Source organism: Pseudomonas sp. NPDC089422 (genome assembly GCF_044749405.1).
GTDB lineage: Bacteria > Pseudomonadota > Gammaproteobacteria > Pseudomonadales > Pseudomonadaceae > Aquipseudomonas.
The window spans coordinates 306186-328699 of record NZ_JBIVHW010000007.1 but is presented as its reverse complement, the minus strand read 5'-3'; the positions used below and the strand labels follow the sequence as shown (position 1 = coordinate 328699).

At 64.6% G+C, this 22514-nt stretch carries 22 protein-coding genes; 14 read left to right on the top strand and 8 right to left on the bottom strand.

The window, feature by feature from the left end; all coding sequences use genetic code 11:
* Nucleotides 1-182: 182 nt before the first annotated feature.
* The 8 genes from ACIPZ8_RS15925 (at nucleotide 183) to ACIPZ8_RS15890 (ending at nucleotide 7839) form a co-directional block, all read left to right on the top strand.
* Nucleotides 183-779, top strand: a complete 597-nt coding sequence (locus ACIPZ8_RS15925; protein ID WP_016715710.1) for an amino acid synthesis family protein — start codon at nucleotides 183-185, stop codon at nucleotides 777-779.
* Between the two features lie 68 nt (nucleotides 780-847).
* Nucleotides 848-1681 (top strand): alpha/beta fold hydrolase, encoded by an 834-nt coding sequence (locus tag ACIPZ8_RS15920; RefSeq protein WP_400724860.1) that lies wholly within the window; start codon nucleotides 848-850, stop codon nucleotides 1679-1681.
* Nucleotides 1678-3159 (top strand): aldehyde dehydrogenase, encoded by a 1482-nt coding sequence (locus ACIPZ8_RS15915; protein ID WP_400724857.1) that lies wholly within the window; start codon nucleotides 1678-1680, stop codon nucleotides 3157-3159. The genes ACIPZ8_RS15920 and ACIPZ8_RS15915 overlap by 4 nt, the downstream gene beginning before the upstream one ends.
* A gap of 13 nt (nucleotides 3160-3172) precedes the next feature.
* The gene (locus ACIPZ8_RS15910) at nucleotides 3173-3658 is read left to right on the top strand and encodes a flavin reductase family protein (protein ID WP_152957679.1); all 486 of its coding nucleotides are present in this window, start codon (nucleotides 3173-3175) and stop codon (nucleotides 3656-3658) included.
* Between the two features lie 119 nt (nucleotides 3659-3777).
* A complete protein-coding gene (locus ACIPZ8_RS15905) occupies nucleotides 3778-4167 on the top strand; it encodes a carboxymuconolactone decarboxylase family protein (protein ID WP_060513326.1) in 390 nt (129 codons plus the stop codon).
* Between the two features lie 88 nt (nucleotides 4168-4255).
* Nucleotides 4256-5020, top strand: a complete 765-nt coding sequence (locus ACIPZ8_RS15900) for a GntR family transcriptional regulator (protein WP_159411114.1) — start codon at nucleotides 4256-4258, stop codon at nucleotides 5018-5020.
* A gap of 1 nt (nucleotide 5021) precedes the next feature.
* Nucleotides 5022-5585 carry an NUDIX hydrolase gene (locus ACIPZ8_RS15895; RefSeq protein WP_400724854.1) on the top strand — a complete coding sequence of 188 codons (564 nt, stop codon included), beginning with the start codon at nucleotides 5022-5024 and terminating at the stop codon, nucleotides 5583-5585.
* Between the two features lie 85 nt (nucleotides 5586-5670).
* Nucleotides 5671-7839 carry an ATP-binding protein gene (locus ACIPZ8_RS15890; RefSeq protein ID WP_400724851.1) on the top strand — a complete coding sequence of 723 codons (2169 nt, stop codon included), beginning with the start codon at nucleotides 5671-5673 and terminating at the stop codon, nucleotides 7837-7839.
* A gap of 15 nt (nucleotides 7840-7854) precedes the next feature.
* Here ACIPZ8_RS15890 and ACIPZ8_RS15885 read toward each other — a convergent pair whose 3' ends face one another.
* Entirely contained in the window at nucleotides 7855-8469 is a 615-nt protein-coding gene (locus ACIPZ8_RS15885; RefSeq protein ID WP_400724848.1) for a LysE family translocator, read from the bottom strand.
* 111 nt (nucleotides 8470-8580) lie between these two features.
* Between ACIPZ8_RS15885 and ACIPZ8_RS15880 the strand changes: the two genes are divergently transcribed.
* On the top strand, nucleotides 8581-9033 hold the full coding sequence (locus ACIPZ8_RS15880) for an Lrp/AsnC family transcriptional regulator (protein ID WP_159411118.1): 453 nt from the start codon (nucleotides 8581-8583) through the stop codon (nucleotides 9031-9033).
* Nucleotides 9034-9325: 292 nt separating this feature from the next.
* Complete coding sequence (locus ACIPZ8_RS15875) at nucleotides 9326-10738, top strand: purine-cytosine permease family protein (protein ID WP_400724845.1); 1413 nt, start codon at nucleotides 9326-9328, stop codon at nucleotides 10736-10738.
* Between the two features lie 109 nt (nucleotides 10739-10847).
* On the opposite strand, the gene ACIPZ8_RS15870 is transcribed toward ACIPZ8_RS15875, so the two are convergent.
* The 5 genes from ACIPZ8_RS15870 to glnT form a co-directional block, all read right to left on the bottom strand.
* A complete protein-coding gene (locus tag ACIPZ8_RS15870; protein ID WP_400724842.1) occupies nucleotides 10848-12152 on the bottom strand; it encodes an ammonium transporter in 1305 nt (434 codons plus the stop codon).
* A 148-nt stretch (nucleotides 12153-12300) separates the two neighbouring features.
* Nucleotides 12301-13626 carry an FMN-binding glutamate synthase family protein gene (locus ACIPZ8_RS15865; protein ID WP_110634240.1) on the bottom strand — a complete coding sequence of 442 codons (1326 nt, stop codon included), beginning with the start codon at nucleotides 13624-13626 and terminating at the stop codon, nucleotides 12301-12303.
* Nucleotides 13627-13641: 15 nt separating this feature from the next.
* A complete protein-coding gene (locus ACIPZ8_RS15860; protein WP_400724840.1) occupies nucleotides 13642-14316 on the bottom strand; it encodes a protein glxC in 675 nt (224 codons plus the stop codon).
* Nucleotides 14317-14342: 26 nt separating this feature from the next.
* A complete protein-coding gene (locus ACIPZ8_RS15855) occupies nucleotides 14343-15248 on the bottom strand; it encodes a glutamine amidotransferase family protein (RefSeq protein WP_400724837.1) in 906 nt (301 codons plus the stop codon).
* A 66-nt stretch (nucleotides 15249-15314) separates the two neighbouring features.
* Nucleotides 15315-16649: a type III glutamate--ammonia ligase gene (glnT, locus tag ACIPZ8_RS15850; protein WP_400724835.1), complete on the bottom strand. Its 1335-nt coding sequence runs from the start codon at nucleotides 16647-16649 to the stop codon at nucleotides 15315-15317.
* Nucleotides 16650-16994: 345 nt separating this feature from the next.
* On the opposite strand from glnT, the gene ACIPZ8_RS15845 reads away from it, so the two are divergent.
* A complete protein-coding gene (locus tag ACIPZ8_RS15845) occupies nucleotides 16995-17588 on the top strand; it encodes a helix-turn-helix domain-containing protein (RefSeq protein ID WP_400724832.1) in 594 nt (197 codons plus the stop codon).
* Nucleotides 17589-17883: 295 nt separating this feature from the next.
* The gene (locus tag ACIPZ8_RS15840; protein ID WP_400724829.1) at nucleotides 17884-18813 is read left to right on the top strand and encodes a DMT family transporter; all 930 of its coding nucleotides are present in this window, start codon (nucleotides 17884-17886) and stop codon (nucleotides 18811-18813) included.
* 52 nt (nucleotides 18814-18865) lie between these two features.
* Here ACIPZ8_RS15840 and ACIPZ8_RS15835 read toward each other — a convergent pair whose 3' ends face one another.
* Nucleotides 18866-19570, bottom strand: a complete 705-nt coding sequence (locus tag ACIPZ8_RS15835) for an NrtR DNA-binding winged helix domain-containing protein (RefSeq protein ID WP_400724826.1) — start codon at nucleotides 19568-19570, stop codon at nucleotides 18866-18868.
* Between the two features lie 137 nt (nucleotides 19571-19707).
* Here ACIPZ8_RS15835 and ACIPZ8_RS15830 point away from each other — a divergent pair, with 137 nt between their 5' ends.
* A complete protein-coding gene (locus ACIPZ8_RS15830) occupies nucleotides 19708-20358 on the top strand; it encodes a nicotinamidase (RefSeq protein WP_400724823.1) in 651 nt (216 codons plus the stop codon).
* Complete coding sequence (gene pncB, locus ACIPZ8_RS15825; protein WP_400724821.1) at nucleotides 20355-21554, top strand: nicotinate phosphoribosyltransferase; 1200 nt, start codon at nucleotides 20355-20357, stop codon at nucleotides 21552-21554. Before ACIPZ8_RS15830 ends, pncB begins: the two co-directional genes overlap by 4 nt.
* A gap of 25 nt (nucleotides 21555-21579) precedes the next feature.
* Here pncB and ACIPZ8_RS15820 read toward each other — a convergent pair whose 3' ends face one another.
* On the bottom strand, nucleotides 21580-22470 hold the full coding sequence (locus ACIPZ8_RS15820) for a LysR family transcriptional regulator (protein WP_400724818.1): 891 nt from the start codon (nucleotides 22468-22470) through the stop codon (nucleotides 21580-21582).
* Nucleotides 22471-22514: the final 44 nt, after the last annotated feature.

Here is a 22514-nt window from a genome sequence, read left to right as displayed (position 1 = left end):
CTTCGCGGCGGTGCGGCGATCCGACAAGCCCGCGAAGAGGCCGGTGCAGACAGCGCAAAAATCAAGGGATCAGGCCACCTTTCGTCCCCCAGCGAGAGAAATTTCAAGCCACCTCTTGCACAACAAATATTATGGTATACCATCAGACAACAAGAGCTGATAACCCTCACCAGGAGCCACCCATGAGTTTCGAAATCCGCAAGATCGTCACCTACTCCGAAGAGACCCGCATCGAAGGCGGCAAGGCCACCGACAAGCCGGTGACCATGGTCGGCCTGGCCGTCGTGATCAAGAACCCATGGGCCGGTCGCGGTTTCGTTGAAGATCTGAAGCCGGAAATCCGCGCCAACTGCTCGGACCTGGGTGCCCTGATGGTCGAGCGCCTGACCGCAGCCATCGGCGGTGCCGACAAGATCGAAGCCTACGGCAAGGCTGCAGTGGTCGGCGCCGACGGCGAGATCGAGCACGCCTCGGCAGTGATCCACACCCTGCGCTTCGGCAACCACTACCGCGAAGCGGTACAGGCCAAGAGCTACCTGAGCTTCACCAACAAGCGCGGCGGCCCAGGCACCTCGATCCAGATCCCGATGATGCAGAAGGACGACGAAGGCCTGCGTTCGCACTACATCACCCTGGAAATGCAGATCGAAGACGCCCCACGCGCCGATGAAATCGTCGTGGTCCTGGGCGCAGCCGACGGCGGCCGCCTGCACCCGCGCATCGGCAACCGCTACATCGACCTGGAAGAACTGGCTGCCGAAAAAGCCAACGCTCAATAACAACAACCAAGACGGGCCGGGGCGTGGCGTGCTTACCCGCCGCGCCCGACCTTCAAGGAGCGCCCTCCATGATTCAGCCTGTCGCTGAACGTACACCTGCCGGCACCAGCTACCTGTCCGTCGGCCAGGGCCAACCCGTGGTACTGATCCACGGCGTGGGCCTGAACAAGGAAATGTGGGGCGGTCAGATCGTTGGCCTGGCCAACGACTACCGCGTCATCACTTACGACATGCTCGGCCACGGCCAGAGCGCGTTGCCGGCCGCCGACACCGGCCTGGAAGGCTATGCCGCCCAGCTCGCCGAACTGCTCGACCACCTGCAGATTCAACAAGCCACCGTGATCGGCTTCTCCATGGGTGGCCTGGTCGCCCGTGCCTTTGCCCTCAACTACCCGCAGCGCCTGGCTGCGCTGGTCGTGCTCAACAGCGTGTTCAACCGCACCCCCGAGCAGAGTGCCGGCGTCATCGCCCGCGCCGCCCAGGCTGCGGAGCTCGGCCCCGACGCCAACGTCGACGCCGCCCTCGACCGCTGGTTCAGCCGTGAATACAAGGCTGCCAACCCGGCGCAGGTCGCCGCCATTCGCCAGGTGCTGGCGAACAACGACCCGCAGGGCTACCACACCACTTATGCGCTGTTCGCCACCCAGGACATGTACCGCGCCGGCGACCTGGGCAACATCCAGGTGCCGACGCTGATCGCCACCGGCGAACTCGACTCGGGCTCCACCCCGGCCATGACCCGCCAGCTCGCTGCCAGCATCCCTGGCGCGCAAAGCGTGGTCCTCGCCGAGCAACGGCATATGATGCCAGTGGAAGCACCGCGTGAAGTCAACAAGATGCTGCTGGACTTCCTCGCCCAAGCCCGCACCCTCACCGAATCCGCCAAGGGGATTGTTGCATGACCCTCGTTCGTTTCCAGATGTGCATCGACGGCCAATGGCTCGATGCCCAGAACGGCAAGACCTTCGACAGCCTCAACCCGGCCACTGCCCAGGCCTGGGCGCAACTGCCCGACGCCGACGAAGCCGATGTCGAGCTGGCCGTACAGGCCGCCCAGCGTGCCTTCGACAGTAAAGCGTGGCGCAGCATTACCGCCACCGCACGCGGCAAGCTGCTGCGTCGCCTGGGTGACCTGATCGCCGAGAACAAGGAACATCTGGCCCAGCTGGAAAGCCGTGACAACGGCAAGCTGATCCGCGAAACCCGCGGCCAGGTCGGCTACCTGCCGGAGTTCTTCCACTACACCGCGGGCCTGGCCGACAAGCTCGAAGGCGGCACCCTGCCCCTCGACAAGCCAGACCTGTTCGCCTACACCGTGCACGAGCCGATCGGCGTGGTGGCAGCGATCATCCCGTGGAACAGCCCGCTGTACCTGACAGCGATCAAGCTGGCGCCGGCGCTGGCCGCCGGCAACACCATCGTGATCAAGCCGTCCGAGCACGCCTCGGCAACCATCCTCGAGCTGGCTCGCCTGGCCCTGCAAGCCGGCTTCCCGGCGGGCGTGGTCAACGTGGTCACCGGCTACGGCCCAAGCACCGGCGCGGCGCTGACTCGCCACCCGCTGGTGCGCAAGATCGCCTTCACCGGCGGCGCCGCCACGGCCCGCCACGTGGTGCGCAGCAGTGCCGAGAACTTCGCCAAGCTGTCGCTGGAACTGGGCGGCAAGTCGCCGAACATCATCTTCGCCGACGCCGACCTGGACAGCGCCATCAACGGCGCCGTAGCCGGCATCTATGCCGCCTCCGGGCAGAGCTGCGTGGCCGGCTCGCGCCTGCTGGTGCAGGACGAGATCTTCGACGAATTCGTCGAGCGCCTGATCGCCCGCGCCAAGCGCATCCGCATCGGCAACCCGCAGGACGACGCCAGCGAAATGGGCCCGATGGCCACCGCACAGCAGTTGGCCGTGGTCGAAGGCCTGGTCGCTGCGGCCAAGGCCGAAGGTGCCAAGCTGCACATGGGCGGCAAGCGTGCCGACGTCGAGGGTGACGGCTGGTTCTACGAGCCGACCCTGTTCGAGTGCGACAGCAACTCGATGACCATCATGCAGGAAGAGGTGTTCGGCCCGGTCGCCGCAGTGATCCGTTTCAAGACCGAGGAAGAGGCCCTGGAAATCGCCAACGACTCGCAGTTCGGCCTTGCTGCCGGCATCTGGACCCGCGACCTGGGCCGTGCCCACCGCCTGGCCCGCGACGTGCGTTCGGGGATCATCTGGGTCAACACCTACCGCGCAGTGTCGGCCATGGCGCCGATCGGCGGTTTCAAGAACAGCGGCTACGGCCGCGAGAGCGGCATCGATTCGGTGCTGGCCTATACCGAGCTGAAGACCGTGTGGATCAACCTGTCCACCGCGCCGATGCCCGACCCGTTTGTGATGCGCTAAGAGGTAGCACGAGATGATCGAACCTGGCATCTACAAAGACGTGATGGGCTCGTTCCCGTCCGGCGTCACCGTGGTCACCACCCTGGACGCCGATGGCGGCATCGTCGGCATCACCGCCAGCGCGTTCAGCGCGCTGTCGATCGAGCCGGCGCTGGTGCTGTTCTGCCCCAACTACGCATCGGACACCTACCCGATCCTGCGGGACAGCAAGCAGTTCGCCATTCACCTGCTGTCCGCCGACCAGACCGCCGAGGCCTATGCCTTCGCCGGCAAGGGCAAGGACAAGGCCAAGGGCATCGAGTGGCAGCTCAGCGAGCTGGGCAACCCACTGCTGACCAAGGCCACGGCGATCATCGAGTGTGAACTGTGGCGCGAATACGACGGCGGTGACCACGCGATCATCGTCGGCGCGGTGAAGAACCTGGTGCTGCCGGCCGAGCCGGTGACGCCGATGGTCTATCACAAAGGCAAGCTGGGCGCCCTGCCGCCCTTGGGCTGATCTTTGAAATTTGGGGGCTGCTTTGCAGCCCCAGAACTTCAAGCAACACCCCCTTTTCAGGGGCCGCACTAATCGTCTCACCCTCGGTTGCGGCCCCTTTTTATTCCGGAGTACTGCGCATGAGCAACGAAAAGTACGAAAAAGGCCTGCAGATCCGCACCCAGGTGCTGGGCGAGGAATACGTCAACCGCTCGATCCAGAACGCCGACGACTTCACCAAGCCGCTGCAGGAACTGGTCACCGAATACTGCTGGGGCCACGTCTGGGGCCGCGAAGGCCTCTCGCTGAAAGAGCGCAGCATGATAAACTTGGCCATGATTTCCGCGCTCAACCGGCCCCACGAGCTCAAACTGCACATTCGCGGCGCATTGCGCAATGGCCTGAGCCGTGAACAGATTCGCGAGATCCTGCTCCAGGTCGGCATTTATTGCGGCGTACCCGCGGCGGTGGACAGCTTCCGCCTGGCCCGCGAGGCGTTCGCCGAAGCCGATGCGGAGTCAACCCGTTAACAACGGGCTGTTCGAACCACTGCAAGGAGTGCCTCGGTTCAGGGGGCTCCGTGATGTTGGCGCAACAGCCTCATAAAGAGCGCACCTGATGAAACGCCAGCCACTCGACGACAGCTTCAAGGTCAACCGCAACCCCGTTACCCTGCGCGAAATCGTGCTCGACAAGCTGCGCGGCGCGATCATGAACTTCCACCTGCTGCCGGGCGACCGCCTGGTCGAGCGCGACCTCTGCGACCGCCTGGGGGTCAGCCGCACCTCGGTGCGTGAAGCCCTGCGCCACCTGGAATCCGAAGGCCTGGTGGAATTCGCCGACGCCAAGGGCCCGCGCGTGGCCATCATCACCCTGGAAGACGCCCGCGACATCTACGAGCTGCGTTGCGTGCTCGAAGGCCTGATCGTGCAGCTGTTCACCCTCAATGCCAAAGCCAAGGACATCCGTGCCCTGGAGCGCGCGCTCGAGGTCAACCGCGAAGCCCTCGAAGAAGGTGAACTGCAGCAGGTGCTGGACTCGGTGCAAGGCTTCTACGACGTGCTTCTGGAAGGCTCCGGCAACCAGGTCGCCGCCCAGCAGCTGCGCCAGCTGCAGGCACGCATCAGCTACCTGCGCGCCACCTCGGTGTCGCAGGAAAACCGCCGAGGTGCCAGCAACCGTGAAATGGAAAAGATCGTCGAGGCGATCAAGGGTGGCGACCCGCTGGTGGCCCACCAGGCTTCGGTCGACCACGTCCGCGCCGCCGCCAAGGTAGCCCTGGACTACCTGCGCCAGAAGCAGGACGACAACAGCAAGGTGCGCGACATGGTCGAGCCCCTGGCCCTGAAAGAGCCACGCATAGAACCCCGCATAGGCCGCTGACATGCCCAACGCCCCGCGCTTCTGCCCGCACTGCACCACGGAACTGGCCCGGGGCGTTCCCACTGGCGACACCCACGAACGCCTGCACTGCACCGCCTGCGGCTACATCCACTACATCAACCCGAAGATCATCGCTGGCTGCATCATCGAGCGCGATGGCAAGTACCTGCTGTGCCAGCGCGCCATCCCGCCGCGCCCCGGCACCTGGACCTTGCCGGCCGGGTTCATGGAAGCCGGCGAGACCACCGAACAGGCGGCCCTGCGCGAGGTCTGGGAAGAAAGCGGCGTGCGCGCCGACATCGTCTCGCCCTACTCGATCTTCAGCGTGCCGAAGATCAGCGAGGTGTACATCATCTTCCGCGCCATCGCCACCGAGGAAACCGGGCAGTACGGGCCTGAGACCCTGGCGTACAAGTTCTTCGAACCTGAGGAAATTCCCTGGGATGAAATCTATTACCCGGCGATCCGGCAGATTCTCGAGCGCTACATCCTCGAGCGCCAGGCCGGGGTGTATGGCATCTACATGGGCAATGACGACACCGGCAAGGTGCATTTCATGCGCTGAGGCACCGTCGGCGCCGCAAGCCTCTCGCCAACCGTCTATTCTCGGTGCAATCTAGAGGCCTCAAGCAAACGGACCGGCACTGCACATGGCAAACTGGCTAGACGGCGGCGGGCTGATGGCCGAGCGCATTCGCAAACACGACTGGGCTGCCACCCCCCTGGGGCCGCTTGGCCAATGGTCTGAAACACTCAGGACCAGCGTCGCCCTGTGCCTGGACTCGCGCTTTCCCCAGGCCGTGCTCTGGGGGCCGGAGCTGATAACCCTGCACAACGACGCCTTCGCCCGGATCCTCGGCGACAAACCGTCGGCCCTGGGCAGCCCGTTCAGTGCGGTATGGCAGGAAGCCTGGCACGAGATTGGTGACATGGCCAAGCGGGCACTCGCCGGCGAGGCTGTGTTCATCGAGGACTTCCCCCTGCTGATCGACCGCAGCGGCAGCCCGGAAAAAGCCTATTTCACCTTCTGCTACAGCCCCATCCGCGGTGAGGATGGCAGTGTGCTGGGGATGCTCGACACGGTCACCGAAACCACCGCCAGCGTGGTCACCAACCAGCGCCTGAACTTTCTCGACAACCTGGGCCGCGCCGTGGCCAATGCCACCGACCCGGACCACATCATGGCGATCACCACGCGCATGCTGGTGGAGCACCTGGCGCTGTCGAGCTGCGCCTATGCCGTGATGGACGCGGACGAAGATGGCTTCACCATCTGCGGCGATTGGGTCGCACCGGGCTCGCCGCGCCTGCTCGGTCATTATCGCCTGGCCGATTTCGGTCGCCTGGCCGTCAGCCGCCTGCGCGCCGGGCTGCCCCTGGTGGTCAATGACAACCTCAACGAACTGGCCGGCGAAGAGTCTGCCACCTTCCAGGCCATCGGCATCACCGCCACCGTCTGCATGCCGCTGATCAAGAATGGCCGGCTGACAGCGCTGATGGCCATCCATGACCGTCAGCCACGGGCCTGGACACTCTACGAGCAAGCGCTGCTCAGCGAAGTCACCGAGCGCTCCTGGGCGCACATCCAGCGCATCCAGGCCCACGCCGAAGTGCGCGAGGCGATGGCCGCCCTGGAAGCGCTCAACGCCACCCTGGAACACCGGGTCGAAGAGCGTACCGCGCAGCTGCTGCACACCGAGGCCGTGCTGCGCCAGACGCAAAAGCTCGAAGCCATCGGCCAGTTGACCGGCGGCGTGGCCCACGACTTCAACAACCTGCTGACCATCATCCGTTCGTCACTGCACTTTCTGCAGCGCCCCAATCTGGACGAACAGCGCCGCGAACGCTACCTCAAGACCATGGCCGACACGGTCGACCGGGGCGCCAAGCTGACCGGTCAGCTGCTGGCCTTCGCCCGCCGCCAGGCCTTGAGCCCGCACGTGTTCGAGGCCGGCCCGCGGCTGGAGGCCATGGCCGACATGCTCGACACAGCCACGGGTGCGCGGGTCCACGTCGAGCTGCAGCTGCCGGCCACCCCGTGCCATATCCGCGCCGACCTCAGCCAGCTGGAAACCGCCGTGATCAACCTGATGCTCAACGGTCGCGATGCCATGGCCGGGGAAGGCACCTTGCGCCTGCGCCTGCAGGCCGACCAGCACATGCCCGGCCAGCCGGGAACGTTCGCGGCGATTGCCGTGTCGGACAGCGGCATCGGCATAGCCCCCGAATTGCTGGAGCGTATCTTCGATCCGTTCTTCACCACCAAGGCACCCGGCGAGGGCACCGGGCTGGGCTTGTCCCAGGTGTTCGGCTTCGCCAAGCAGTCAGGTGGCGACGTCAAGGTCAGCAGCGTGCAGGGCCAAGGCACCACGTTCACCCTGTACCTGCCGCAGGAGCCTGCGCCCCCTGCCGGGCAGCCGCAGGATGGGCCATGCGCTGGCGATACACAGCCGGCCGGCGAGCGCCGACGCATCCTTGTGGTCGAGGACAACCCCGATGTTGGCAGCTTCACCGCGCAGTTTCTTGAAGACCAGGGTTACCGGATCAGCTGGGCCAGTTCGGCTGAAGACGCACTGGCGCAGCTGAACGGCCCGAGCGGCGATTTCGACGCGGTGTTTTCCGATGTGGTGATGCCAGGCATGGGCGGCCTGGCGTTGGCCAGGGAATTGCGCCGACAACGGCCGCAATTGCCAGTGATCCTCACCTCGGGGTACAGCGAAGCGATTGCCGAAGGGGGTCACCAGGGCTTCGCCTTCCTGGCCAAACCATACTCCGCGGAGCAGGTGTGCCAGATGCTCGGCAAGGTGCTCGGCGGTTGAAGGTCGATCAACGGGTCAGACCAGTTGCCCGTAGATCAACCCTGCAGCCACCATGACCATCGCCATGCCTGACACCCGCCCTACCCATTTCGCCGCGTCCGGCCGGGTGCTGAGCACCGCCTTGGCGCCATAGCCAACCAGCGAATAGATCACCAGCGAACTGCACAGGTGCACCAGCCCCAGCAGGAGGATCTGCAGCGGTACCGGCCAGCTCGAATGCGGGTCGGTGAACTGCGGCAGCAAGGCCAGGAACAGCAGAAACACTTTCGGGTTGAGCCCGCTCACGCAAAAGCCCTTGAATGCCCAGCGCGACCCCGACTCGCCCACGCTGGCCTGCCCCGCCTCCGGCGCCGCCGGGCTCAGCAGCAGGTTGCCGCCCAACCACAGCAGGTAGACGCAGCCGGCCAGGGTCAGCAAGGTCATTGCCAGCGGATGGCCGGCCAGCAGGCTGCCCACCCCTGCCGCCACCACCAGGGTGGCAAGGAAATGCCCCGACAACATGCCCGCCACGGCAGGCATCACCCAGCGCCCGCGCATCCCTGCGGAGATGGCATAGGCCCAGTCGGCACCGGGGGTGATCACGAACAGCAACGATACGGCCCAGAACGCCGTCAGCAGGCTGATTGCCACTTGAGTCTTCCTTTCACACAGTTTGGGGGTGAAGAAAGCCTACGGATTCCGCCGGGGGATTTTCTTTCGTATATTCCCTCTCACGCCATGCCTACTGGAAGATTCTTCTCAATGGACAGAACAGACCGAAAGATCCTTGCCGAGCTGCAAAAAGACGGTCGCCTCTCGGTGACCGAACTGGCCGACCGCGTGGGCCTCAGCCTGTCGCCCTGCCATCGCCGCTTGAAGGCGCTGGAGGAGTCCGGCGCCATCCTTGGCTACCACGCACGCCTGGCCCCCAGCGCGTTGGGGCTGAACTTTGCCGCGCTGGTGTTCGTCACCCTGCGCGAAGTGACCCGCCAGCCCGTGGCGGATTTCGAGGCGGCGCTGGCGGAGATACCACAGATCGTCGAAGCCCAGCGGCTGTTCGGCGACCCGGATTACCTGCTGCATGTGGTGGCCAAGGATTTGCCGGCATTTCAGAAGCTGTATGACGAACACTTGACCAGCATTCCCAATGTGAAGCGCCTGAGCTCGACCCTGGTGATGAAAGAGGTCATTCAGGACCGGCTGCTGCCCATGTAGATTTCCAACCTGCACTGTCATTGCGCACAACGCACCAGTGCAGTCCATCTCATCCAGCCCTGCCAACAGCAACCCCCTCTAGCCCGGCCCCTCCGGCCAACTGGCACCCTCCTTGCTACCGTCCACCGCTTAAGCTTTTGTCAGCCTTAGGTTTTTTAAGGTTTATGGGCACATATTTACTAATTTCTCGTTATCCCCGCGCCCCGCATCATCGCTCCAACAAGAACGCGTCGCCCTTCGCCGGCACGCACCCGGGCAGCACCCGATGCCCCACCTTGCCTTGGAGTCAGTCATGACCAGTGCAGCCAATTCGGCACCCCTGATAGAAAAACACACGATCGGCTATGTGCCGCCGGAAGACCGCCATGGAAAGGTGAGGGATCTGTTCACACTGTGGTTCGGCGGCAATATCGCGCCGTTGCCCATCGTCACCGGCGCGCTGGGCGTGCAGCTGTTCCACCTGAACCTGGTGTGGGGCATCGTCGCCATCCTGGTCGGCCACCTGGTCGGCGGCGTGCTGATGGCGCTGCACTCGGCCCAGGGCCCGCAAATGGGCATCCCGCAGATGATCCAGAGCCGCGCCCAGTTCGGCACCCTCGGTGCGTTGCTGGTGGTGGTGATCGCCGGGGTGATGTACATCGGCTTCTTCGCCTCCAACATCGTGCTGGCCGGCAAGTCGCTGCATGGCGTGGTCGAGGCCGTTCCGGTGCCGGTGGGCATCGTCATCGGTGCGCTGGGTTCGGGCATCATCGGCATCATCGGCTACCGCTTCATCCATGTGCTCAACCGCATCGGCACCTGGGTGCTGGGCATCGGCATCGTGGTCGGCTTCGGCTACATCTTCAGCCACGTGCAAAGTGACGATTTCCTTACCCGCGGCGGCTTCAACCTGGCCGGCTGGCTGGCCACCGTGTCGCTGGCGGCGCTGTGGCAGATCGCCTTTGCCCCGTACGTGTCGGACTACTCGCGCTACCTGCCGGCCGACGTGAAAGTCAGCTCGACCTTCTGGACCACCTACCTGGGCTCGGCCCTGGGTTCGAGCCTGTCGTTCATCTTCGGCGCCGTGGCGGTGCTGGCGATCCCGGCCGGCATGGACACCATGGACGCGGTCAAGCTGGCCACCGGCACCCTCGGCCCGGTCATGCTGGTGCTGTTCCTGCTCAGCGTGATCAGCCACAACGCCCTCAACCTGTATGGCGCAGTGCTGTCGATCATCACCCTGGTGCAGACCTTCGCCTACCGCTGGATCCCGACCGCCAAGAGCCGTGCGGTGCTGTCGCTGATCGTGCTGGCGGCCTGCTGCGTGGTGGCGGTGTTCGCCTCGGCGGACTTCATCGGCCACTTCGTCGACATGGTGCTGGTGCTGCTGGTGGTGCTGGTACCGTGGACGGCGATCAACCTGATCGACTTCTATGCCATCCACAAGGGCGACTACGACATCCAGTCGATCTTCCAGGTCGATGGCGGCATCTACGGCCGTTACAACCCGCAGGCGCTGATTGCCTATGCGGTGGGTATCGTGGTGCAGATCCCGTTCATGAACACGCCGCTGTACGTCGGGCCGATCTCCGAGCACATCAACGGTGCCGACCTGTCGTGGCTGGTAGGCCTGGCGGTGACCTCGCCGCTGTACTGGTGGCTGGCCAGCCGTGACAGTGCCTACCGTCGTCGGCAGACCAGCGCCAAGCTGGCCATGGGGCACTGATCACACCTGCACCGGCCTCATCGCGGATAAATCCGCTCCTACAGGGGGATACGCGCCCCCCTGTAGGAGCGGATTTATCCGCGAGAGGCCCGCACAGGCGAAACACTTGTCAGAGGTTGTAAGCCCGCTCATTGTGCTCAGCCAGGTCCAGCCCCTGCTCTTCCTCTTCCCGACTGGCCCGCAGCCCCACGGTCAGCTTGATGGCCCCGAGAATCGCCCAGCTCACCACAAAGCAATAGACGAAGGTGAACGCCACCCCCTTGAGCTGCACCAACGCCTGCCCGATCGGCGAAGCCCCTTCCACATACCCGCCCAACGACGGCGCGGCAAACACCCCGGTCAGCACCGCCCCGACCATCCCACCCACGCCATGCAGCCCGAACACATCCAGGCTGTCGTCATACCCCAGCGCCTGCTTGAGCCGGGTGACGGCAAAGAAGCAGATTGCCCCAGTCAGCAAGCCGATCACCACCGCGCCCAACGGCCCGACGAAGGCACAAGCGGGCGTGATGCCCACCAGCCCCGCCAATGCCCCCGAAGCGGCCCCCAGAGCAGTGGGCCGGCCATGCATGACCTTCTCGGTCAGCAACCAGCCGACAACCCCGGCACACGCCGCCACCATGGTCGCCAGCATCACCACCCCTGCCCCTTCGTTGGCTGCAAGCCCGGAACCGACGTTGAAACCGAACCAGCCGACCCACAACAGCCCCGCGCCCACCAGGGTGAAGCCGAGGTTGTGCGGCGGCATGGCCGTCTGCGGGTAGCCCTTGCGCTTGCCCAGCATCAACGCCGCCGCCAGCGCTGCCACACCGGAATTGATATGCACGGCAGTGCCGCCGGCAAAGTCCAGCACGCCCCAGTTGACCATCAACGCGCCTGGCCCGCCCCAGACCATATGCGCAATCGGTGCGTACACCAGGACGAACCAGGCCGCCATGAACAGCAACGAGGCACTGAACTTCATGCGCTCGGCAAAGCCACCGGCGATCAGTGCCGGGGTGATGATCGCGAAGGTCAGCTGGAACACCGCGAACACCCCTTCCGGGATGGTGCCCACCAGGCTGTCGTGGCCGATGTTCAGCATCAGCGCCTTGTCCAGCCCGCCGATGAAGCTGTTCAAGGTCAACTGCCCTTCGACCATGCCGCTGGTATCGACCACCAGGCTGTAGCCGAACAGCACCCAGAGGATGCCGATCACCCCGGCCACGGCGAACAGCTGGGTGAATACCGAAAGGAAATTCTTCGCCCGCACCATGCCGCCATAGAACAGCGCCAGGCCCGGGATGCACATCATCAGCACGAACATCGCGGCGCAGATCATCCAGGCGGTGTTGCCGGTGTCCAGGGTGGGGCCGGCGGCATGGGCCCGGGAAGTCAGGGCTAACAACATTACAGCGAGGGTGAGATGCTTCATGGAGTCACTCCTGTGTGAATGTGGGGGGGCCCTGGGGCTGCTTTGCAGCCCTTTCGCGACACAAGGCCGCTCCTACAGGAGATCGCGGTCCCTTGTAGGAGCGGCCTTGTGTCGCGAAAGGGCCGCAAAGCGGCCCCCGATGGTTAACTCAATACTGCGCCTGGCCCGGTACCCAGGCGGTGCCGGCCAGCGGCACCCGGGCCATGGCGGCGGCCTCGACGGTCAGTGCCACCAGGTCCTCAGGGTCGAGGTTGTGCAGGTGCGACTTGCCGCAGGCGCGGGCCATGGTCTGCGCCTCCAGCACCAGCACCCGCAGGTAGTTGGCCAGGCGCCGGCCCGCCTCTTCCGGGTTCAGGCGCTTGGCCAGTTCCGGGTCCTGGGTGGTGATGCCGGCCGGGTCGCGGCCGTTCTGCCAGTCGTCGTAGAAGCCGGCGGCCGAGCCGATCTTCTTCAGCTCGCCGTCCAGCCGCGGGTGGTTGTCGCCCAGGGCGATCAGCGCCGCCGTGCCGATGGCCACCGCGTCGGCGCCCAGGGCCATGGCCTTGGCCACGTCGGCACCGTTGCGAATGCCACCGGAGACAATCAGCTGCACCTTGCGGTGCATGCCCATTTCCTGCAGCGCCTGCACCGCCTGTGGAATGGCCGGCAGAATCGGGATGCCGACATGCTCGATGAACACTTCCTGAGTGGCCGCGGTGCCACCCTGCATGCCGTCGAGCACGATCACGTCGGCACCGGCCTTCACCGCCAGCTTGACGTCGTAGTACGGGCGGCTGGCGCCGATCTTCACGTAGATCGGTTTCTCCCAGTCGGTGATCTCGCGGATCTCGGCAATCTTGATCGCCAGGTCGTCCGGGCCGGTCCAGTCCGGATGGCGACAGGCACTGCGCTGGTCGACGCCGATCGGCAAGGTGCGCATGCCGGCGACGCGCTCGGTGACCTTCATGCCCAGCAACATGCCGCCACCGCCGGGCTTGGCGCCCTGACCGAGGACGATCTCGATGGCGTCGGCCTTGCGCAGGTCATCGGGGTTCATGCCATAGCGCGACGGCAGGTACTGGTACACCAGGTGCTGCGACTGGCCGCGCTCTTCCGGGGTCATGCCGCCGTCGCCGGTGGTGGTGCTGGTACCGGCGATGGTCGCGCCACGGCCCAGGGCCTCCTTGGCGTTGGCCGACAACGCGCCGAAGCTCATGCCGGCAATGGTCACCGGGATCTTCAGGTGGATCGGCTTCTTGGCGAAGCGGTTGCCGAGTACCACGTCGGTACCGCATTTTTCGCGGTAGCCCTCCAGCGGGTAGCGCGACACACTGGCGCCGAGCAGCAGCAGGTCGTCGAAGTGCGGCACGCGGCGCTTGGTGCCGCCGCCACGGATGTCGTAGATGCCGGTTTCGGCGGCACGCTGGATTTCCTGGATGGTCAGGCGATCGAAGGTGGCCGATTCACGCAGTACCGGGGGGAATTGCTCGCTCATGGGAATGCTCCTGGATCAGTACGCGCTGGCGTTGTCGACTTTGAAGTTGTACAGCTGGCGGGCCGAGCCGTAGCGTTTGAAATCGGCGGCCTTGTGCTCCAGGCCCGCCGTGTTCAACAGCTCCTGCAGCTCTTGCAGGTGTTCGGCGCGCATCTCTTTTTCGACGCAGTCCGAGCCCAGCGACTGCACCGAACCCTTGACGTAGATGCGTACCTCGTACAGCGAATCGCCCAGTGCATCGCCGGCGTCGCCACACACCACCAGGCGCCCGGCCTGACCCATGAAGCAGCTCATGTGGCCGATGCTGCCGCCGACCACGATGTCCACGCCCTTCATCGAGATGCCACAACGCGCGCCAGCATCACCCTCGATCACCAGCAAGCCACCATGGGCGGTGGCGCCAGCGGCCTGGGATGCGCTGCCCTTGACCCGCACCGAGCCGGACATCATGTTCTCGGCCACGCCCACGCCGACGTTACCGTGCACGGTGACGCTGGCCTGCTGGTTCATGCCGGCGCAGTAGTAGCCGGCATGGCCTTCGATATCCACCGACACGGCGGCGTTGATGCCCACCGCCAGGTTGTGCTTGCCGTCGGGGTGGGTCACCCGCCATTCAAGGTCTTGCACCTCGCCATGCAGGGACTGGTTGAGTACGCGCACCGAGGCGCTGGAAAGGTCGATCGTCTTCATGAATGTCTCCAGTGATTCGGTGGGGGTCAGGCGCTTTCGCGCTCCCAGACGTACAGAGTGGCCGGCGCCGGTTCCCAGACCTTGGCCTTTTCGATACCTGGCAGGCTGGCCAGGGCCTGGTATTCGGAGGCCATGGCCACGTAGTCGTCGGTCTCGGCCAGCACAGCCGGTTTGCAGGCGATCGGGTCACGGATCACGGCAAAGCCGTTGCGGGTGCCGATGGCGAAAGTGAAGAAGCCGTCCAGGTCTTGCAGCGCGCCATCCAGGGCCTGGGCCAGGGTGTCGCCCTGTTGCAGGCGCCAGGTCAGGTAGCCGGCCGCCACCTCGGTGTCGTTGTCGGTCTCGAAGCTGATGCCTTCACGCTTGAGTGCCTGGCGCAGGCGGAAGTGGTTGGACAGCGAGCCGTTGTGCACCAGGCACAGGTCGGCGCCGGTGGAAAACGGGTGGCTGCCCTCCATGGTCACGGCGCTTTCGGTGGCCATGCGGGTATGGCCGATGATGTGGCTGCCCTTCATGCCGGCCAGGCCGAAGCGGCTGGAGATTTCCGCCGGCAGGCCCATGCCCTTGAGGATCTCGATGCTCTGCCCGGCACTCATGATGCGCACGTCGGGGGCCAGCTCGGCCAGCGCGGTGCGGGCGGCAGCTTCATCGGTGTGCACCTTGAGTACCGCCGCGCTGGCGTTCTGGAACCAGTCCAGCGAGCAACCCAGGCGCCCTTCCAGCTGGCCCATCAGGGCCGCCCAGGGGTAGTTGATATCCGCGGCCTGCAGGGTCAGCTTGACCCAGCCATCGGCCACTTCGTCACCGTAGATGGCGAAGCCGGCGCTGTCCGGGCCACGGTCGGTCATGGCTTCGAGCATGGGCTCGAAGAGCTTGCCGAGCTGGTCTTGCAGCGCCGGCTTTTTCAGGTACAGACCTACGATTCCACACATGGTGATACTCCTTCTAGGCAGTGGGTAGCCGCTGCTGTTGCCGCTACCCAGGGATAGGGTTGGCGGTCAGAAGAATTCGGTGTAACGCTGGATTTCCCAGTCGGAGACGTGGCGGCAGTATTCCACCCACTCCATGCGCTTGAGCTTGATGAACTCGTCGACGATCTCGGCACCGAGCACCTCACGGAACAGCGGGTCGGCCTCCAGCGCATCGGCGGCTTCCTTGAGCGACTGCGGCAAGGTCTTGATGCCGCGTGCGGCGATCTCCTCCAGGCTCAGGTTGTAGAGGTTCTCGTTGCACATCTCGCCGGGCTCCAGCTGGCGGTCGATGCCATCGAGGCCGGCGGCGATGATCGCGGCGGTGACCAGGTACGGGTTGCAGCCGGCGTCCGGCAGGCGGAACTCCAGGCGGCCATAGGGGATGCGCACCATCGCCGAACGGTTGTTGGCGCCATAGGCGACGAAGGCCGGGGCCCAGGTGGCGCCGGACAGCGAGCGGCCGACCACCAGGCGCTTGTACGAGTTGACCGTGGGTGCGGCGAAGGCACACAGCGCCGGGCCGTGGGCCAACAGGCCGGCGGCGAAGTGGTAGGCCAGTTTCGACAGGCCCATGCCGCTGCTGTCGGAGGGGTCGTGGAACAGGTTCCTGTTGCTGCTGCTGGCCAGCGACAGGTGGAAGTGCATGCCATTGCCGGCGCGCTTGGGATCAGGCTTGGGCATGAACGAGCAGATCATGCCCAGGTCGTTGGCGATCTCGCCGGCGGCCATGCGGAAGAAGGTGAAGCGGTCGGCCGACTCCATGGCGTCGCTGTAGGTGTAGTTGATCTCGAACTGGCCGTTGGCGTCTTCATGGTCGATCTGGTAGATGTCGAAGCCGACTGGCTGCAGGGCCTCGGTAAGCCGTTCGAGAAACAGCCGCGAGCGCGACAGGCCCTTGTAGTCGTAGCAAGGCTTGTCGAGGTTGTCGGAGGCGTCCACCAGTTGCAGCTTGCCGCCTTCGTCACGGCGAAACAGGCTGAACTCGGGCTCAAGGCCGGTGTTCAGGGTCCAGCCCTTGTCGGCCAGGCGCTGCACTTGCTGCTGCAGCACGTAACGGCTGTCATAGGGCCAGGGCTGGCCGTTGACGTGGCCGACGCACACCACCCGGCCATAGCCTGGCTGCCACGGCACCGGGATCAGCGTGGACAGGTCGCCACGGGCCATGAAATCCGGGCCATGGGGCTCCATGCCCATGCCGCAGATGGCGAACCCGGCAAAGCCGGCGCCCTCTTCAGCCACCATCTTGAGGCCCGATACCGGCACCGACTTGGTCTTCGCCGAACCGTGGATATCGACGAACTGCGCCAACACATACTTGATGCCGTACTGGTCGAGGGTGCGCTGGGTTTCTGCTGGCAACATGGGTTGATCACTCCTGGGTGAGGGGCACTAATTCCACATGGGAAACTTACTTTCTTCACAGGAATGCAATGGGCTTGCCAACTTCTGATCAACCTGGGTCCTCTGGCGCCTGTGCAGGCCTCTTCGCGGCTAAAGCCGCTCCTACGGGGACCGTGCAAAGCCTTGTAGGAGCGGCTTTAGCCGCGAAGAGGCCCGCACAGACTGCACAAAACCCATGCAGGTTTTTATGCTCTATTTATGGGAAACTTGTTTTCACCTGAGGAAAGCCGCAGCCAAAGCAGCTGCGCCTCGCACTTTCACAGTGCGAAAAATTTATTCTTGAACTGAAACCGTGCAGGACATTCGATGCCAACCGAAACCCAACCGCGCCTTCGCCTGGAGCAATACCTGGGCCTGCAGATCAAGCGCCAGCGCCAGGCCCAGTCGCTCAAGCTCGCCGATGTGGCGCGCATCGCCGGCATCAGCCAGGGCATGCTCAGCAAGATCGAGAACGCCCAGGTGTCCACCAGCCTCGATACCCTGAGCCGCCTGTGCGATGTGCTGGGCATGCCGATGGCCAAGCTGTTCAGCCAGTATGACCAGCCCGATGGCAATGCCTTGCTGGTCAAGGCCGGTGAAGGGCTGGAGGTGGTGCGCCGCGGCACCGAGAAGGGCCATACCTACCATTTGCTCAATCACGCCAGGGGGCCGAAGAAGCACTTCGAGGCCTACATGGTGACCATGGACGACGCCAGCGAAGAGTTCCCGACCTTCGCCCACCCCGGTACCGAGTTCCTTCATCTGCTGGAGGGGGAACTGGTCTATCGCCATGGCAACCAGCTCTACCACATGCAGGCCGGCGACAGCCTGACCTTCGATGGCGAAACCCCGCACGGCCCCGAACAGCTGGTACAGGTGCCGATCCGCCTGCTGTCGATCATGAATTACGGTGAGGAGTAGGAAGGCGCTACAAGGCAATAACCGATGTCGCGATCAGACAAGCACACGTCGCCCGCAATCGGCTTGCAAACTGTGTCTACAAAAATAATACACACATCGACCAGCCCCGCGCCGTGGGCTGATCGGTGTGGTATTCGCGAGTAAAACAGCCTCGCTTCACAATTCCAACGCTGTGGCGCCTTTTTGCACCGGGCAGTTCGTCCGGGCTCATAACGATAAAACTCCCAGTATTAAAGACCCGCGTCGCGCTGATCGGGAGTGTTTGCGCGCGCCACATTGTGAAGACTTGACTGCCATGATCGCGACTTCAATCCCCGTAGCCGGTGCTGCCACCGGCCACCGTAACGCCCTGTGCGTTGCCCACATCGCCGCTGTGCTGTTCGGCCTGACCGGTATCCTCGGTCACCTGATCGAGGCCGACGCCAGCATCATCACCTTCGGCCGCGCCACCTTCGCCTTCATCGCCCTGGGCTTCGTCGCCGGGCTCAAGGGCACCCGCCTGCTCGACGCGCTGACCCTGCGCAACCTGCCGGTGCTGGGCCTCACCGGCGCCCTGCTGGCGACCCACTGGGTGACCTTCTTCATCGCCGTCAAGGTCGGCGGCGTGGCCGTGGCCACCCTCGGTTTTGCCAGCTTCCCGGCGTTCATCGCCATGATCGAACGCGGCGTGTTCGGCCAGCGCATCGGCGCCGTGCAAGGTTTGCTGCTGCTGATGGTGACGGCGGGCCTGGTGCTGGTGGTGCCGACATTCGACCTGCTCGACAAAGGCACCGTCGGCCTGCTCTGGGGCCTGGGCTCGGGCCTGGCGTTCGCCCTGCTGACCGTGGCCAACCGCCGCAACGGCTCGAGCATGAATGCCATGCAGGTGGCGTTCTGGCAGAACGTGGTGGTGGCTGCGCTGGTGGCGCCGTTCGCCTTCAGCCACCTGGGCAACACCAGCCTGGGCAGCAATGACTGGGTCAACCTGGCGCTGCTGGGGGTGTTCTGCACCGGGCTGTCGCAGTTCCTGTTCGTCAAGAGCCTGGAAGGGCTGGAAGCGCGGACTGCTGGCATGATCATCGCGCTGGAGCCGGTCTACGCGATCCTCGGGGCGTGGTGGCTGTTCGGTGACCAGCCTAGCCTGCGCATGGCAGCCGGTGCTGCCCTGATCGTGCTGGCGACAATTCTGGCCGCGGCGCGCAAGGCACCGGTCGAGCAAGGCGATACCAGCCGCTGCGCGCAGTGATCTGACTGAACGCGAGCGAATGGGGGAGCCGCGCCCACAAATGAAACGTCGCTCAGGCGCCTTCGGGTAGAAGGCTGCGGTCGAACATGAACACCCGCTCGCCCTGCGGCGTGTACTGATACAACTGCTGCGGCCGGCCGAGCCTCGGCTGGTTCTTCTCCCCGGTATCCCGCACCCACCCCAGCTCGCGCAAGCGTTCCAGACGCTTGCGCAGCGAGGTGTTGTTCACCGCCTGCCCCAGGCACGCCTGCACCGCCCCCAGCGCATCGAGTACGGTGAACTTCTGCGCCAGCAGGTACAGCGGCAAGCTGCTGTACACCGTCTTCGAAGCCAACCGCTCGCGCGCGCGCTCAACCAGTAGGTTGTGGTCGAACGGCAGCAGCACCTTGCGGTCAATCACGCTGTCCAGGTCGAAATACGCCAGCTGCTCACCTTCGACCTGCTGCTGCGGGTCAAGCAACGCCAGGTAGTAGGTACTCAACGACCAACCCCGCGGGTCGCGGAAAGCGTTGCCTTCGGTACCCACCTGTTCGAGGTAGCGCGGCTGCACCAAGGCTTTTTCGCGCAGGGCGCGTTCGGCAGCGCCCTCCAGGCTGGTGTCCGGGGTGCGGCCATTGACGATCACGCCGGGCAAGGCCCACTGGCCGACATGGGGCTCGCGCTCACGACGGTGCAACAACACTTGCAGATGCTGGGCATCAGGGGCCAGGCGCAGGGCGACAATATCGACACTGGCCAGGACTTCGACTGTACTCACCGGAGACTCCTTGTTCATCGGCACAATAATCCACCAGAGCTTCTAAGTATGGCAATCCACAAGTCCGTAAAAATTGTCACTTGACACACTTATTACACCAGGTGAATTATATTGCCATTCCAGCGAGGAGACCCTCCATGAAGATCGCCAGTTTCGATGTCGACGCGCAGAACGGCTTTACCGCCAACGCCCCTCAAGAGCTGCCAGTGCCGGAAGGCAACGAGATTGCGCCGGACCTCAACGCCATGGCCTTGCGCGCCGACCTGCGCCTGGGCAGCAAGGACGCCCACCCGGCCAACGCAGCCTGGGTGGTGGCCGAGCCCGGCCAGATGCTGCAACCGCTGCCCCTGGCCAACGCCGACCTGACCTGGGTCAGCCACTGCGTCCCCGGTACCCCCGGCTTCGAGCTGCTGCCCGGCCTGCCCGCCCCGATCGACTACGACTACTTCGTCTGGAAAGGCGTCGAACCCGACCTGCACCCCTACGGCGCCTGCTTCCACGACCTCGCCGAGCGCCGCTCCACCGGGGTCATCGAGTTTCTCAAGGTGCAGCAGGTCGGCGCCGTAATCGTTGGCGGCCTGGCCCTGGACTACTGCGTCAAGACCACCGCCCGGCAATTGCGCCAGGCCGGCTTCCAGGTGCTGCTGTACCTGCCGGCCTGCCGCGCCCTGACCCAGGAAGGTGCCATCAGCGCCTGCGGTGCGCTGGCCGCCGAGGGCGTGATCCTGTGCGGCGATGAAGCCGCGCTCGACTACCAGCTCTCTCTGATCAAGGAAGACCGCCCATGAGCGAAAGCGTTTTTGGCCCACGGATCATCCAGAACCTGCTGGACACCGACTTCTACAAGATCACCATGATGCAGGCCGTGCTGCACAACTACCCCAACGCCGAGGTGGAGTGGGAGTTCCGCTGCCGCAACAATGAAGACCTCTCCCCTTACCTGGCAGAGATCCGCTACCAGATCGAGCAACTGAGCGAGGTCACCGTCACCCACGACCAGCTGGCCTACCTGGAAAAGATCCCGTTCCTCAAGCCGGACTTCATCCGCTTTCTCAGCCTGTTCCGCTTCAACCTGCGCTATGTGCAGGTCGGCCTGGACGCGGCCGGGCAGTTGGCGATCCGCGTACGCGGGCCGTGGCTGCACGTGATTCTCTACGAGATCCCGCTGCTGGCGATCATCAGCGAAGTGCGCAACCGCTACCGCTATCGCGACGTGGTGATCGAACAGGTGGGCGAGCGCCTGTACCAGAAGATGGACTGGCTCAAGGCCGAGGCCAGTGCCGACGAGCTGGCCGGCTTCCAGCTGGCCGATTTCGGTACCCGGCGGCGCTTTTCCTACCGGGTGCAGGAAGAAGTGGTGTACCTCCTCAAACACGATTTCCCCGGCCGCTTCGTCGGCACCAGCAACGTGCACCTGGCACGCGAGCTCGAACTGAAGCCGCTCGGCACCATGGCCCACGAATGGTTCATGGCGCACCAGCAACTCGGCCCACGGCTGGTCGACAGCCAGGCCGCCGCACTGGAAGCCTGGGTGCGCGAGTACCGTGGTCTACTGGGCATCGCCTTGACCGACTGCATCACCATGGACGCCTTTCTGGGTGATTTCGACCTGTACTTCGCCAAGCTGTTCGACGGCCTGCGCCACGACTCAGGGGACCCGCTGGCGTGGGCGGAAAAAGCCATCGCCCACTATGAACGGCTGGGGATTGACCCGAAGGGCAAGACGCTGATCTTCTCCGACGGCCTGGATTTCGCCAAGGCGCTGGGCCTGTATCGGGCGTTGCACACGCGGATCAACGTGAGCTTCGGCATCGGTACCCGGCTGACCTGCGATATCCCGGGGGTGGAACCGATGAACATCGTGATCAAGATGACCGACTGCAATGGCGCTCCCGTGGCGAAGATCTCCGATAGCCCAGGCAAGACCCAGTGCCGGGACGAGAACTTCGTGGCCTACATGAAGCATGTGTTCAAGGTGAATTGACCCCGCCTGGGCAGGCAGGGGCGGGTTACGTGGCCCCGGTGACCTGGCCCACGCACAGCTCCATGAACCGCGCTGCCGCCCGCGACGGTGTGGCGGCATGGGGCAAGAGGATGGAAAAGCGCCGCACCAGCGGTTCAGGTGCAATTCTCAGTTGTCGCAATACGCCATCCTCGTGACGGATCGACATGGCCGAGACAAAGCCAATCCCCATCCCGGCCCGCACCGCCTCCTTCACCCCTTCCACGCCGGCAATCTCCAGCGCCACGCGCATGGCCACACCGTGCCGGGCAAAGGCCCGCTCGACGATCTGGCGCACCCCCGAACCACTCTCACGCAGCACCAACGGGTAAGCCCCCAACGCCTGCAAGCCTTGCTGCTCGGCTCCGGCCAATGGATGGTCGCGCGGCACGATGGCCACGATCTCGTCCTCGCGCCACGCCGTCACCCCGGTGCCCAAGGGCAACTCCTGCCCTGGCGGGCCTTCGATCAGGGCAATATCGACGCTGTCCAGCGCCGCGATGATCTCCGCCGTGTTGCCGTGGGACGTGGTCACCAGCACCTCCGGATAACGCCCATGGAAGTCGGCAATCAGGTACGGCAGCAGGTAGCTGGCCGGCGTGGTGCTGGCGCCGATGCGCAAGGTGCCGCGCTCCAGCCCGCGCATGGCCTCGCACAGGGCCTGGGCCTGGTAAAAGGTGTCCCGCAGGCGCTGGGCATGGGCCAGCAGTTGCTCGCCGGCAGCGGTCAGGCGCACGCCACGGCCGGCACGCTGGTACAGGGGTTCGCCAAAGTCTTCCTGCAGCAACTTGAGCTGGCCGGACACCGCCGGTTGCGACAGGTGCAGGGCCTGGGCCGCATGGCTGATGTTGCCGTGCTCGGCCACGGTGGCGAAGGTTATCAGCTGTTCTGGGGTCATTTGTTGAAAGTATCAGCTAAACGGATATTTTCCATCCTAAATTA

Excerpts from the sequence above, each read along its gene's own strand:
- ACIPZ8_RS15925 (WP_016715710.1), top strand. The coding sequence starts at position 183 with ATGAGTTTCGAAATCCGCAAGATCGTCACCTACTCCGAAGAGACCCGC.
- ACIPZ8_RS15920 (WP_400724860.1), top strand. The coding sequence starts at position 848 with ATGATTCAGCCTGTCGCTGAACGTACACCTGCCGGCACCAGCTACCTG.
- ACIPZ8_RS15915 (WP_400724857.1), top strand. The coding sequence starts at position 1,678 with ATGACCCTCGTTCGTTTCCAGATGTGCATCGACGGCCAATGGCTCGAT.
- ACIPZ8_RS15910 (WP_152957679.1), top strand. The coding sequence starts at position 3,173 with ATGATCGAACCTGGCATCTACAAAGACGTGATGGGCTCGTTCCCGTCC.
- ACIPZ8_RS15905 (WP_060513326.1), top strand. The coding sequence starts at position 3,778 with ATGAGCAACGAAAAGTACGAAAAAGGCCTGCAGATCCGCACCCAGGTG.
- ACIPZ8_RS15900 (WP_159411114.1), top strand. The coding sequence starts at position 4,256 with ATGAAACGCCAGCCACTCGACGACAGCTTCAAGGTCAACCGCAACCCC.
- ACIPZ8_RS15895 (WP_400724854.1), top strand. The coding sequence starts at position 5,022 with ATGCCCAACGCCCCGCGCTTCTGCCCGCACTGCACCACGGAACTGGCC.
- ACIPZ8_RS15890 (WP_400724851.1), top strand. The coding sequence starts at position 5,671 with ATGGCAAACTGGCTAGACGGCGGCGGGCTGATGGCCGAGCGCATTCGC.
- ACIPZ8_RS15880 (WP_159411118.1), top strand. The coding sequence starts at position 8,581 with ATGGACAGAACAGACCGAAAGATCCTTGCCGAGCTGCAAAAAGACGGT.
- ACIPZ8_RS15875 (WP_400724845.1), top strand. The coding sequence starts at position 9,326 with ATGACCAGTGCAGCCAATTCGGCACCCCTGATAGAAAAACACACGATC.
- ACIPZ8_RS15870 (WP_400724842.1), bottom strand. The coding sequence starts at position 12,152 with ATGAAGCATCTCACCCTCGCTGTAATGTTGTTAGCCCTGACTTCCCGG.
- ACIPZ8_RS15865 (WP_110634240.1), bottom strand. The coding sequence starts at position 13,626 with ATGAGCGAGCAATTCCCCCCGGTACTGCGTGAATCGGCCACCTTCGAT.
- ACIPZ8_RS15860 (WP_400724840.1), bottom strand. The coding sequence starts at position 14,316 with ATGAAGACGATCGACCTTTCCAGCGCCTCGGTGCGCGTACTCAACCAG.
- ACIPZ8_RS15855 (WP_400724837.1), bottom strand. The coding sequence starts at position 15,248 with ATGTGTGGAATCGTAGGTCTGTACCTGAAAAAGCCGGCGCTGCAAGAC.
- glnT (WP_400724835.1), bottom strand. The coding sequence starts at position 16,649 with ATGTTGCCAGCAGAAACCCAGCGCACCCTCGACCAGTACGGCATCAAG.
- ACIPZ8_RS15845 (WP_400724832.1), top strand. The coding sequence starts at position 16,995 with ATGCCAACCGAAACCCAACCGCGCCTTCGCCTGGAGCAATACCTGGGC.
- ACIPZ8_RS15840 (WP_400724829.1), top strand. The coding sequence starts at position 17,884 with ATGATCGCGACTTCAATCCCCGTAGCCGGTGCTGCCACCGGCCACCGT.
- ACIPZ8_RS15830 (WP_400724823.1), top strand. The coding sequence starts at position 19,708 with ATGAAGATCGCCAGTTTCGATGTCGACGCGCAGAACGGCTTTACCGCC.
- pncB (WP_400724821.1), top strand. The coding sequence starts at position 20,355 with ATGAGCGAAAGCGTTTTTGGCCCACGGATCATCCAGAACCTGCTGGAC.
- ACIPZ8_RS15820 (WP_400724818.1), bottom strand. The coding sequence starts at position 22,470 with ATGACCCCAGAACAGCTGATAACCTTCGCCACCGTGGCCGAGCACGGC.